Below are 14,196 nucleotides of genomic sequence, written 5' to 3'. Positions count from 1 at the left end.
GTTACAATCGGATCTTTTGAATGTCATCGAGCAAGCAAAACAGCAACGTCAAAGTGACGCGGCATAAAAAAAACCTTGTCACGTAAGGACGGACAAGGCTTTCTCAAACTCATCACCCTAGAGATAGCACAATCCGTCCTGTGACGCAACGTTATAGGATTTACAATGATGTGTTCTTTTAAGAATGCGCAAGGTATCACACGTGCCTTGCGCGGGGTTTGGCATGGGCGTTATGGAACAGCCCGTTGCCCTGCTCATGATGATAGGCTGCCTAGTTTATCCCTTGCCAATGGACATGATGGGCGTCTTTTACTCACTTGTTATGCTGGCTGCTCTTTTAGAGAGATCATACAAGCGCTTATTAGAATTGGCTTGCTTGGAAAACAAGCCTTTTTTGATAAAGCTTATGATCAGACGCTCTCTTTCTCCAAACAGTTTTGTGCTGATCTCAAACAAGCAAAAAGGAAAGCAGAGAGAGCAAAAGCAATTTGGCAACAAAGCCAACCAATTAAAAACACTTTAGCAGAAACCTATTTACGTATGCGGGGTATTACATGTGATTTGCCTCCTGATTTACGCTTTTACGACAAATGTCCACACCCCTCTGGGGGTACACTGCCCGCGTTGGTGGCTCTTGTTAAGGGCGCTGGTTCCTTTGCTATTCATAGAACCTTTTTAAAAGACAATGGCTGCAAAACAGACCAAAAACCAGCAAAAGCCATGTTGGGATCTGTCACGGGTGGCGCGGTGCATTTAAGTCAAGCCAATCCAAAACATCTGGTCATTTCTGAGGGCATTGAAACCGGTCTAGCTCTACTGTCTGGGTTGTTATCTGAGCCTGTGAATTTATGGGCGTCTCTTTCAACCCATGGCATGATGCATGTGAATTTACCCAAAACAAAAGCCCGTCTCACCATTGCAATGGATGGCGATGATGCGGGTCGTAAAGCAGGTTTTAACCTCGCTGCGCGTGCCTATAGACAAGGCTTTGAGGTCTTTATCATGCAAGCCCCATACGGTCTAGATTTCAATGATTTTTTGATACTGAAAGGTATAAATAAATGAGAGAGAATAAAAATAATATTGTCGATACCAACAATCAAAATGTTTCATTCAATGATAACGATAATGGCTCTTTAAATGATAAGACTTGTTTAGAAGCCATTCCTTATAAACAAGCATTGCAACAAAACGGTTGGGGGGAATTAAAACCACTTGAATATACTCTCTTACCCGTCGAGTCTTTTCATGCTGCGCAAATGCCTTTAACTTTAAGTCGCTATGTTTATGACGTTGCTGACCGTCAACAAGCGCCTCTCGATTTTGTGGCTGTCGCTGCTTTGTGTGGCTTGGCTACTCTCATCGGCAATGGCGTGCGGATTGCTCCAAAACAACATGATGATTGGAAGATTGTCCCTAATCTCTGGGGCGCTCTTATTGGTCAACCTTCAACCATGAAAACACCTACCATGCAAGCCGCTTTAACTCCCATCACTTGCCTTCAAAAGAAATGGTATAAAGACTGGCTAAAGCAGAAAGAGAGACAAGAAATTGAAGAGATACTTGAAACTTTAGACAAATCCGAAAAGAAAAAACAAGCCCATAAAGCAATCAAAAAAGGAGATCTTGAAACAGCCCGTGCTCTTTTGTCTGAAACCCTCTCTAAAGACAATACGCGTGATGAGGATGTCTCTCGTTTTATTGTCAATGATGTGACCGTTGAAAAGCTTGGGGAACTTTTAAAAGAAAACCCCCGTGGTCTCTTGATGGTGCGTGATGAATTATCCGGTTTCTTAACAGATATGGAACGGAAGAAATATCAAACAGACCGTTCCTTTTATTTAACAGCTTTTAATGGCGATGATCAATTTACTTATGACCGGATTGGGCGTGGAACCATTTTTATTCCCAATGCAACCGTCTCTATTATAGGGGGCATTCAACCCTCTCGCATTCTGCCCTTTATACGCAATGTTTTATATGGCAAAGGCAATGATGGTTTCTTACAACGCTTTCAAATGCTGGTCTTTCCCGATGAGACAAAAGATTGGAAATGGGTTGATAGACCGCCCAATCAAGAGGCATGGGAAACTTATGAAGGGGCATTTCGTTCTCTTTATGATAACCCCCTTGGTTCACCAGAATATCCGCTTGTGATGCGTTTTTCTGCTGAAGCTCAAGAGATCTTTCGTGAATAGATGCAAAAGATTTTTAAAGAAGCCAAAGAGAATAACCTTTCTGAAAGCTTACAAGCGCATCTTTTGAAAATGCCTAAGACCATAGTAAGTCTTGCATTGATTTTTGAATTAACCGAAGGGGGGCGTTTTGAAATCAATAAAGGTGCCCTTCAAACAGCCTTGCGATGGGAAAAATATCTGTTAAGTCATGCCAAACGTCTTTATGCGGCGGGGGATACATTAACAGCAGAGCGTGCAAAATTAATTGTTGAACGCTGTGATCATTTACCCGATATTTTTACAGCAAGGGATGTTTATAAACGTGATTGGAAATGTTTAACAGACAATCAAACCGTTAAGCAAGCTTTAGAGCTTTTATGTCGTTGTAACTATATTCGTGAAATCTCTGGAGAGAATAACTCCCAAGGCGGTCGACCTACCATACGTTATGAATGGCACCCCTTAGTGAAAAGTCATAAAACATTTCAATGAATGAATTTTAAATTCCAATAAAACATATAACTTATGTATTCATAAAATGAAACCTTCAAAACATTCCCCATCTATTGGTTTTGGAGGTTTTGGAGGGTATGGGGGGTATGGGGGTTCTTTTTACCCCCCCTTTATATATATTTTTTAGTCAAAAATAAAAGTTATTATATTTCAATAAGTTAATCTTTCAAATAAACAACCTATATTAAACATAACACATAAATACAATTTTTAATATATATCTAAGAGGGTTTTGTAGGTGTTTTGGGGGTTTTAAAAACAGACAAAACCTATCTATAAAATAATTCATAAAACCTATCAAAATACTTATTCTGATGTTTTAAATTCCATGGTGCATTTGTCTTGATTAACAGGTCAATTAACACATCAAATAAACAGCAAATTTCACTATTTTGCTGATCTGACCTCTCTCATGGGCTGTGGATAAACAGCCTTTAAAAAACTTTTTGAAAAAGTTTATCGGCTTTTGAATGACTTTAACTCATTTTGCACTCGATATTTGGTTTGAATCAATTTAATAAACTCCATTTTGATTACTTTGAAGGGAATTAATCAATAGAATATATTGCCATGGAGTCTATTCTTTATGCTTCAATCTATTAAGTATGATAATGAACATGTCACTTTACGCTCTCTCTTAGAATATTATCGTCAACGAGCTAAATCACCCCGTGAATTGGGAACCATGTTTGAAAACCTTGTCATGGCTTATTTGACAAACGACCCTTTACAAAAGCAAGAATACGAAAAGGTTCAAACCTATTTGGAATGGGCTAAAGAGCATGGAGAAGATGGAACTGATATTGGCATTGATCTGGTCGCTACAATCCGTGATGAAGGAGGCTATGCTGCCATTCAATGTAAATGCTATGATGCCTCTCACATAATTAAAAAAGAAGATATTGATAGTTTTATAGCAGCGTCTGGCAAAAAGATCTTCACCCGTCGTATTCTGGTTGATAGCACTGAAACAGATTGGAGTGACAATGTTGAACTAACTTGTGAGGGGCAAGAGGTTCGTATTCAACGCATAAACCTTTTTGATTTGGAAAGCAGTCAAATCGATTGGGGGGCGTATAAAGAACAAGGACAAGCCGTTCTTAAAGAGCAACCCAAAAAAAAGCTTTTAGATCATCAAAAAGAAGCCCTTGAGAAAGTCTGTGAAGGTTTACAAGAAGCAGACCGTGGCAAGCTGATTATGGCATGTGGTACGGGCAAGACTTTCACCAGTTTGAAGATAGCAGAAACCATAGCAGGTCAAGGCAAGCGCGTATTGTTTCTAGTGCCCTCCCTTGCTCTTATCTCTCAAACAATTCGTGAATGGACAGAAGATACAGAAGTGCCTTTGCGTTCCTTTGCCGTGTGTTCCGATACACAAGTGGGTAAGCGTCGTAAGAATAATAAAAATGATGCTCTTGAATTTGATAGCTCTGATCTTGCCTTGCCTGCTACCACGGATGCAAAAGAACTGGCTAGCAAAGCGGGTAAGGTTTCACATGATCTGATGACCGTGGTCTTTTCCACTTATCATTCAATCCAAGTGATTTCGGATGCACAAAAAGACCATGGTTTACCCGAATTTGATTTGATCATCTGTGATGAAGCGCATAGAACCACTGGGGCTTCATTGGGAACTGAAGACAATGAATCTGAATTTATCAAGGTTCATGATAACAACATCATTCGAGGCAAAAAACGCCTCTACATGACAGCAACCCCAAAGATCTTTAGTGACAAGCTGAAAAGGAATGCTTTCTTATCCAATAACGTTTTGGTGTCCATGGATAATGAAAAACTCTATGGCAAACAACTTTATACTTACAACTTTTCACGTGCTTTAGAGGATAAGCTGTTAGCACCTTGTAAAGTTATCATATTAGTTGTCAACGAAGAAGAAGTAAGCCAATCCATTCAACATCTGATAACCGATAAGAATTATGAACTTATTCTTGACGATAGGACCAAGATTAATGGCTGTTATAGAGCCCTTACCAAAATGGATCTGAAACTTGATCTTAAAGATGACCCCAAACCCATGCGTAGAGCTTTAGCTTTTTGCAAAGATATTGAGACTTCTAAACGCATATGCAAGAGATTCAAAAAAGAAAAAGTGCAAGAATCTTTGCGCGCTCTTCATAAGAACTGTAAAGATACTCCTCCTCTTAACTGTACCCTTGCCCATATTGATGGAACCTTTAGTGCTAAAGAGCGTACAAAACAACTTGAATGGTTAAAGGAAGATGCGGGGGAAAATACCTGCCGTGTACTTACCAATGTACGCTGTCTTTCTGAAGGTGTTGATGTTCCTGCTCTTGATGCCGTTCTATTTTTACACCCGCGTAAAAGTCAAATTGAGATTATTCAAGCGATAGGACGCATCATGCGTCGAGCAGAGGGTAAAAAAAGAGGCTATATCATTCTACCCGTTGGGATACCCGCTGATATTCCGCCGGAAATAGCCTTAGAAAACAACCAAAAGTATAATGTCATCTGGCAAGTTCTCAATGCTTTACGTGCTCATGATGATAACTTTAATAAAATAATTCACCATATGCACAAAAAACAAGACGTAAGCGATGCTCTTGAAATTGTTGCTGCTTCTCAAGAACTTGCGTTAGAAGATACGACCACGGTTATTGATGATTTACCTATACGCTCAAAATTAGAGTATTCAGGACTTAATATTGGGTTAGCAACTTATGAATCCTCTCACACATGTGAAGAACAAGGAGAACTCCCCCTTTTTTCTAAAAGTAAAGATGTCATTAGAACTGCTATTGTTAATAGATTTTACGACCCTAGCTATTGGAAAAAATGGGCAATAAATGTTGGTGATCTTGCTCAAACTCATATCACACGCTTAACTGAGGTTTTGACGAAATCAGAAACTGAAACACGGCGTGTGTTTAATGATTTTATGACCGAATTACGTAGTAATTTAAATACAACTATCTCCGAACAAAATGCGATTGAAATGCTTGCGCAACATCTTGTGACGCGTCCAGTCTTTAATGCTTTATTTGAGGGGCATCAGTTTGTTCAAGAAAATCCCGTATCTTGCGCTTTACAACGTGTACTCAATGCCCTTGATAAAGTTACTCCTAAAGAAGAATCTCAAGATCTCAAAAATATTTCTAAGAGTGTACAATTTTACACGCGTGGAATTACCACTCTTGAAGCACAACAAAGTTTAATTGTAGAGCTTTACAATGAATTTTTCCGTTATGCTTTTCCGCGTACAGTAGAAAAATTAGGCATTGTTTATACTCCCATTGAGGTTGTTGATTTTATCATTCATTCTGTTGATGATGTGTTGCGTCATGAATTTGGAAAAAGTCTAGGATCACGTGGTGTTTCTATTCTTGACCCTTTTACGGGTACTGGGACCTTTATCACACGGCTATTACAATCCAATCTCATCAAACCAGAGGATATGGAATATAAATACCGTTATGATATCCACGCAAATGAGATTGTCTTGCTAGCCTATTACATAGCAGCCATTAATATCGAAGCAACCTATCATGGTCTTATGAAAGGAAATTATATCCCTTTCAAGCATATTGGTTTGACTGATACGTTTCGAATGATTGAAAAACAAGATCTTATGGAAGGTATACTCAAAGAAAACAGTGAATATTTGGAACATCAGAAAAATTTGACTATCGAAGTTATCTTCGGCAACCCGCCTTATTCAACTGGTCAAAAAAGTGCTAATGATAATGCGAAGAATACCCCTTATCCCATATTAGATAATCGTATCAGTGAAACTTACGCCGCTCAATCTAAAGCAAGCCTTATGCGAAATCTTTATGATAGTTATATTCGTGCCATTCGCTGGGCAAGTGACCGTATAAAAGATTGTGGTGTGATTGGTTTTGTTACAAATGCAAGTTATATAGATACAAAATCTATGGATGGTTTACGCAAATGCCTAGTTGAAGAATTTTCAAGCCTTTATATTTTTCATTTACGAGGGAATCAAAGAACTTCTGGAGAACTTTCGCGAAAAGAAGGCGGTAAGATTTTTGGTGAAGGCTCTCGAACCCCTATTGCTATCTCTATTCTCGTAAAAAATCCAAACAACAGGGGAAAATATATTTCCGTGATATTGGAGATTACCTCACAAGAGAAAAAAAGCTTAAAACAATTAAAGAATTTGGTAGCATTAATGGTATTACACGAAGTAAACAAGGTTGGCAAATAATCACACCAGATAAACATGGTGATTGGCTTGGTCAACGTGATAACAATTTCAAAGCATTTTTAGCCACGGGTGTTAAGAAAGGTCATGGTAAAAAGCTTTTTGAAAATTTTTCGTGTGGTGTTGTAACTAGCCGTGATGCTTGGGTATACAATTCAAGCCATGAAGTTTTAGCTAAAAACATAAGTAATATGATTGCCTTCTATAACAGTGAAGTAAAGCGTTTTAATAATGCTTATGGACATGTTGATCGTAAAACACTTACAAAAGTTGTAGACAATTTCGTCAATACAGATGCCAGAAAAATCAGTTGGAGCCGTGCTCTTAAACAAGATTTAGCAAAAGGAAAGATTTTTAAATTTGAAGCTACATGCCTTATGCAAAGTTTATATCGTCCTTTTACACAACAGTGGCTCTATTACAATCGTGCCTTTAATGAAATGGTTTTACAAATGCCTCGTATATTCCCGATAGGGGAAACGGTTGAAAATATGGTAATACAAATTACAGGTATAGGAGCAAGAAGATTTTCTGTATTGATGAATAAAGCCTTACCTAGTTTAGATGCAATAGAAAAAGGTCAATGCTTTCCAAGATATTTTTACGAACACACTCCAGTTTCAAAGAGTAAAAATAAAAACCAATCCCTTTTATTTACAAACTCTATAGAAGAAAGCACAACAGCTGGTTTACAAAGGCGTGATGCCATTACTGATGAGGGACTAGAACATTTTAAAGCCGCTTATCCTAATCAAACCATAACAAAAGATGATTTGTTCTATTATGTTTATGGGATTTTACATTCGGAAGATTACCGTGCTCGTTATGCTGATAACCTCTCTAAAGAATTGCCTCGTATCCCTTGTGTAAAGAATGCTGAAGATTTTTGGAAGTTTGTAACAGCTGGGCGTGAATTGGGTCATTTGCATGTAAATTATGAAGATGTGGAACCTTATCCCGTGACCTTTAAAAAGGGTAATCCAAAACAGACAGAAATCTCTAATCTCGAAAAATTCTATTATGTGACTGAAATGAAATTCGCAAAAGCAGGTAAAGAGAAAGATAAAACCACTGTTATTTATAATAACAATATCACAATAACAGATATACCTCTTGAAGCTTATGCGTATATCGTCAATGGTAAACCCGCTCTTGAATGGGTTATGGGGCGTCAATGTGTAAAGACTGATAAAAAGAGTGGCATTGTTAATGATGTCAATCGCTATGCTGTTGAAACCGTTGGCAACCCTGCCTACCCTCTAGAGTTATTTCAGAGGGTTATTACCGTAAGTTTAGAGACAATGAAAATCGTAAAAAACTTACCAAAATTAGAAATAAGAGAAACTGAATAACTTAAAAGCATGCTCACATAATGGGTATGTTAATCTCACAAGGGGTATAGAGCTTATAACCATAATCTATACCTCTTTGTGTTAAGTTGATTACATACAATCCTAATATGCGTTATTCTAAAAAAGAAATCATTTGCACTTTTAAATACTTTTATTTGGATTGCTTTAAGACTTTTAAGAAACCCACTCTTAAAATGAATTAAATTTTTTTACATTGCCTTTAAAAGATTATACCGTAATCTAAAATGAGTGCTTTATGCTTTTCAAAAGCTTTGTTTAAAGAGAGTTATATATATTCATTTTCTTATATTACTTAGAGGTTTTGAAGATTTCTCACCCCCCCAAAAAAACCTACAAAACATATAGCATTAGTTGAATTTACAGGTTGTATTTTGATATAGGTTGTTTTTTGTGAAACTTGATAAAAGTTAACATATTGAAATATAATAAACTTTTATTTTTGATTAAAAAAATAAAATAATACGTATAAAAAGAACCCACAAAACCACCAAAACTAACAACCATAAGGATCTTGATAACATTTATTATAAGTTACAAGCTATCTTTTGAAAAGCTTTAAAGGATCATATGCTTTTCATAAAGCACATTTTAATCATTCACTAAAATCATAAGATTCGTTTGTTAAATAAACTGACATAACCGATAAAATAGATAATAATCCATTAAAAGGGATTTTGATCATCTATGGAATAATTTTATAGATCTTTTTTTATAGGTTGTTTCCTTAAAATCTTGCACCAAAACCACGATCAGAGCCCCACCACTTCAGTTTCTCAACTAGTAATCAAGGCTTTGGACCGCGCCTTATTTTCTAAATTTCTGAAATCTTTTTGATATTGTTAGGTGCTATTTCTTGTCTTTTTTTTCTGATAAAATTGACTATTTTCTCTTTCTAAGAGTAAGGTTACTCCTTGCTGATAACCTCTTGTTGATCATCAAGCTTTTCTGCCATCTGTTTAATCAAAGCGTAACTCACTTGCTTCACCTTTGCTACTTCTTTGGCTAAAGCTAATGCACGTTCAAGGTGGGTTTTGTTGATGCTCTCGTCAAAGCCTAGGTGATCACCTGCTGCAAAACTTTTCTGATAAGATTGTAAGGTCTCAACATCACCCAATAAAGCAAGAGCGCCAAGATGAAGTAAAGCATAATCCGTATCGTTTGCTTTAGACGTGGCGCCTTTTTCCCAAGGAGCAGTGCCATAATCAGAGCGAAGTCTTTTAGAAAGGTCAATGTCTGTTACCGACCATTCTAAAGCATCATCAAGCGCTTGTTTTAAGCGCTCCTCACTGACCTCTGGTTCAAAGATTTCTAACCCCTTTGCTTCAAAATTAAGATGTATATCTGGGATATCTTCCGTGTGGGTAGGATCAATGAATTTACAAGCGGTGGAAAGAATGCCCGTGCTAATCAAAAAGGCGCTATCAAATTGCGGGTAATCTTTAGCAATTTCGTCGTTATAAAGAATGTCTACTTCACGATCAGCCAATTGATAGCTTGCCATATGGTCATTCTCATTGATTTTCTCAGTTGACCAACCTAAGCTTTTCAAAAGTGCATGAGCACTTTCCATGGTGAGACGATCATCAGTGTCATCTGCTTCATCCACTTCCTCTGCCACTTCAACAGAAGTTCTTTTAGAAGCAACAGATGCTGTTTGCGGATCCAAGCTTAAAATCAATGCCTTTTTGGGAAAACCTGTTCAATAACGCTGTGCAAGAGTAAGAGCGTTCTCAATATCATATTTTGTGATGTTTTCCACAAAACCTAGACAGCTCTTTCTTTGAAAACTCTCCTTATAAAACTTAAGTTTTTTGACATTGCCAGTCAAAATAAGTGCAATAAGGTGAAATTCTGCAAGGCAAAATTCACTGTTTGTTATCAACGCCGCATAATCATAGATGATTTGGTTGCTGTTTTGGTTGTCAGCCCACTCAAGTATATCTGTACAAATCTCCTTTAGCTTGCCTTCATCCAATTCAGTACTAGAAACTGTATAAACTTCTTCTGCTTCTTTGATGGCTATATATTGAGGCATATTATAGAAAATCTCTCTATGAGCCGTAGAAAAACTAAGTGTTGAAAGGGACGCCTTGAATATAAGGATAGGTGTTTTTCCTTTTGTATCAAGGCTGTACATTATATTAATGATACGGTCTTTGCTTATAAAATAGGCATTACAATTATAATTTTTGTCGCGATAGACTGTCCAGTTCATCATTTTTAATGTTTCAGAAACTGTATTAAGAAGAACCAAAGATTGTACACCAATACGTGCATCTGCCGCCTCTCGCTCCTTTAAAACGGTCAGATGTCCTTCAGCAAATTGAACAGCGTGATTAACATATTTTTCCACATCATCGTCATCTAAATATTCAGAAATCGTACCTGCTTTTACGGCATTTTGATAGGATTTCAGGACATCAATTTGACCTGTTAATGCTAAACAAGCCAAATGCCATGAGATATCAGGACATGAGCTATATTTTTGAACAAGCGCTTTGCTTTCTATCGCTGCTTCTAAATCCTGAGCACGCGCCCATTGTATCACCCGCTCAGAAATTTTTATAAGCTCCTGCTCATTTAATGTCTCTACACGAATATCAATCCCTTTATCAACACCACTAAAAACCCCTCCCCCAATCGTATTAAAAGACTGATAAATATTTGTAGCTGATATCTGCCTACATTTTCTACTATCGTGAATATAATGGCAAGCTACAGAAATATCTTCGTTGGAGATCTCTGCTTCAAGATGAACATTGTAATCATCATTTGGAAGACGTATAAAACCAAAATCAAATTGAATGAAGCGGTCGGGCAAAACTAACCACATTTTCCCAGGTTCCGTAACAAACCACCCTTGGGTTTTAAGAATGCGCGTTGCTGCTGTAAGACTCATCAAACACTGTTTCGGTTTTTTGCGTGCTAAAATGTCATCCAATTCGTTATTTTTATACGCCTCAGCAAAAAAGATAACGCGCTTAACCTGCGTTATCTTTTCATAATCAGAAAACTCTGGTGTATATAATTGAGGTGTAGGTTTGTAATTCCTTAAAGCTTCGGTATCGCCGAGTAGAGCCTTTGCAACGAGAAAATGATTAGCAGCTTTTTCACGTAATTTTTTCTCAATATCTTGTGCGTGCGCCCAAACTAACACTTTATTTAAAGCTACCTTAACGTGGTTTTCAAAAAATTCTAGTGCTGTAACTCCAAAATTCTCTTCTGAAGAAATCAGCATATCCTCATATTGGTATCGCGATTTCTTACCGTTAGCGTATTCCCAGCCAAGACAATAGGCGGCAGTGGTAAGACTGACAGAAACCCATAATCTTCCACTATCCCGTCCATAATTTATGACACCATAATGAATACGCACTATGCGATCGGGGAGATGATAATAAGCAAACATATCACCCATTTCATCGCGATGGGGCTCCCAGCCAAGTCTTTTTAAAATCTCTGTTGCATCTTTGGTTTGCATCGTCATTACCCTGCGTGCTCTTTAATTCTTTTACAGAGAAATTCATAAAAATTACTTGCGTAATACTGGGGATCGCTAGGTAGAAACTTAAGATAGAGCGGACACTCTCCATCCTGAAACTGAGTATAATCAAAGTAAAAGGTTTCACCAAAATCTGTTCTATTGACAACAAGCTGCTGTGGTTTTGCTAAACCATTTTTTATATCTGTTAAGTGATAATAAACAATATCACCAGCAGGATTATCTTCAAAACTTGCGTTATAAATGCTAAAAATTTCATAACCTCCAATTTCTCCTCCTCCATAATTTTTTAAAAAACTTTTGTAGGATGAGGTGAGTTGTAAACCAAGAGTTCTCTCAGCCTTTTCAATCAATATATCATCAGGCGCATCCTCTGCAGTGCCAAAATTGATAATCTCATCATCATATTTATTCACTTTATCAATTAATACTACAACATCATCTAAGGTATAGGTTTTCATAGATGATCCCCCTTAAAAATATTAACGATGCCTGCATTCTTGAAAATAAAAAATAGTGGTTTAACATTGCAATTCGGAAGTAAAACCACCATACAAAGAAATTTACTTCAAGTTATCTGTAATCCTTTTACAGAGAAATTCATAAAAATTACTTGCGTAATACTGGGGATCGCTAGGTGGAAACTTAAGATAGAGCGGACATTCACCATCCTGAAACTGAGAGTAATCAAAATAAAATGTTTCACCAAAATCAGTTCTACTCACAACAAGCTGCTGTGGTTTTGCTAAACCATTTTCTACATCCGTTATATGATAATAAACAATATCATCACTACGAGCAATTTCAAAATTTGTATTATAAACACTTAATATTTCCTCACCACAGATCTCCGCTCTTCCATAGTTTTTTAAAAAACTTTTGTAGGAGGTCGTGAATTGCAATTTAAGAATCCCCTCTGCTTTTTCAATTAGTACATCATCAACGGCTTCATCTGTAGAGCCAAAATCAACACTATCACTATATTTATCAACCAGTATGACAACATCATCTAAAGTATAAGTTTTCATAATTTGTTCTCCATAAATTGTTATTTTTTAGCTTCTATATTTTTCTTTTCATACCCTTTAGCACGTTCTTTCCAGTATTGCGTCCTCCATTTATCGAATAGGTCTCTGTCAATAGCTGATCCCATTGTATTCGGATTAATGTGAATAGCAGAATTATGTTTATTATGAAACGCATTTGTAACTTCTGCTATGGAACCATCATGAGTTTGCAGCATGTGGTGTAATTCAATAGGCTTATTATCGAAACCTATAGGTGCTCTTCCTGCTTTCATCCTTTCAATATTTGTACCTGTCACTTTTTTCTTGTTAACTGTCCACTCAGAAATTCTATTAGGATCAAACAAGTCATCTCTCTGATAGACTTTATTTATCTGAGTAATTTTTTCTTCTTTGTGATTTATTTCAAACCCAACCTCAATAGGTTTTGACCAGAACTTTCTCTCTTGCCCCAAATATTGAGTTGCAATAGCTTCATCGCTCATTTTTTCTAGCGATTGTGCAATTTCTTTTCCCACATGAGCAGTATTTACTTCAGAACTAGTTGCTCCTGTTATAGCCGCTTCTTCAGCTTTAGATGCAAATTTGATGATATCTTTTTCTACAAGCTTGTTCGCAAGCTTTACGCCTCCCTTGGCTGCTGAAACAGCACCGTCAGTAAGCACTGTAGAACCCACTATATAAGCCACATCTCCTAATGGTTTACCTAGCATTTCACCAGATTCAAAACCCGCACTGAATGCGCCATCCCCTCCTTTCTCCATTGTTTCATGTATGTGATCTATATGCCCCCAAAAGGAATCCTTAACTCCTCCCCAGAATTGACCAGCTCCTTCCCAGACATCATCCAACATATGCCCACTCGTGGCCCAAGATGTTGCTGTTCCAATGCCTTGAAGAATATTTTGAGAGATCTCATCAACTGAACTGTTTCCTATTGCCAGACCTAATTCTTTAACGTCATGAGCTGTCTCAGATATTTCGCTTCCTATTGCTTTGGCGACACCAAAAATCGTACCCTTCGCAAAACCTATCTCAAAAATTCTATCTTGCTCTTCACTAATCTCGAACCATTTTTCGTTAACATCTCTTCGACACTGATCATCAGGGCACTCTTCTAACTCTTTCTTCATCTGAGCGCGTTGTGCACTCCCCAAAAAGTTATTTGCAGCGGCATTACCTGCGGCATCGGCACCGGCATCAACATTGCCACCGACAAGGGCAGCGGCAACGCCCCCAGCAGCCCGTGCAACATCAATGGTGTGGTCTCTAAAGTCAGCAAACTGCGCATCAATCTTTGCGTTTATACGCGCTTCCTCTTCCGGAGTTGGGGTGCGACCGTTTAGATCCCCCATTTCCTCTTTCACAATGCCTTGCACCCACAATTGAAACTGGAGCATAG

4 protein-coding genes and 4 pseudogenes are annotated in these 14,196 nt (G+C 37.6%); 4 read left to right on the top strand and 4 right to left on the bottom strand.

Features of this window, described 5'->3' with window-relative positions; all coding sequences use genetic code 11:
- From ACFING_RS08060 to ACFING_RS08045, 4 genes and pseudogenes are all read left to right on the top strand, one after another.
- Positions 1-67 (top strand): annotated as a pseudogene (locus ACFING_RS08060) (DNA-binding protein); the annotation flags it as partial.
- 98 nt (positions 68-165) lie between these two features.
- Entirely contained in the window at positions 166-1,065 is a 900-nt protein-coding gene (locus ACFING_RS08055) for a toprim domain-containing protein (protein WP_375630385.1), read from the top strand.
- Positions 1,062-2,669, top strand: a pseudogene (locus ACFING_RS08050) (YfjI family protein). The gene ACFING_RS08055 and the pseudogene ACFING_RS08050 overlap by 4 nt, the downstream one beginning before the upstream one ends.
- A gap of 607 nt (positions 2,670-3,276) precedes the next feature.
- Positions 3,277-8,246, top strand: a pseudogene (locus ACFING_RS08045) (DEAD/DEAH box helicase).
- 925 nt (positions 8,247-9,171) lie between these two features.
- On the opposite strand, the pseudogene ACFING_RS08040 reads toward ACFING_RS08045, so the two are convergent.
- From ACFING_RS08040 to ACFING_RS08025, 4 genes and pseudogenes are all read right to left on the bottom strand, one after another.
- Positions 9,172-11,748: pseudogene (locus ACFING_RS08040) on the bottom strand (DUF6990 domain-containing protein).
- Positions 11,749-11,753: 5 nt separating this feature from the next.
- Positions 11,754-12,230: an SMI1/KNR4 family protein gene (locus tag ACFING_RS08035; protein WP_375627527.1), complete on the bottom strand. Its 477-nt coding sequence runs from the start codon at positions 12,228-12,230 to the stop codon at positions 11,754-11,756.
- 102 nt (positions 12,231-12,332) lie between these two features.
- Positions 12,333-12,797 (bottom strand): SMI1/KNR4 family protein, encoded by a 465-nt coding sequence (locus tag ACFING_RS08030; RefSeq protein ID WP_183194741.1) that lies wholly within the window; start codon positions 12,795-12,797, stop codon positions 12,333-12,335.
- 20 nt (positions 12,798-12,817) lie between these two features.
- On the bottom strand, positions 12,818-14,196 hold a 1,379-nt coding region (locus ACFING_RS08025; protein ID WP_375630384.1), incomplete at its 5' end, for an HNH/ENDO VII family nuclease.

It is taken from the genome of Bartonella sp. AP150HLJHH, assembly GCF_042196385.1.
In the GTDB taxonomy this organism is placed as follows: domain Bacteria; phylum Pseudomonadota; class Alphaproteobacteria; order Rhizobiales; family Rhizobiaceae; genus Bartonella.
The sequence above is the reverse complement of the archived record's forward strand: the minus strand, read 5'-3'. Positions and strand labels throughout refer to the sequence as shown.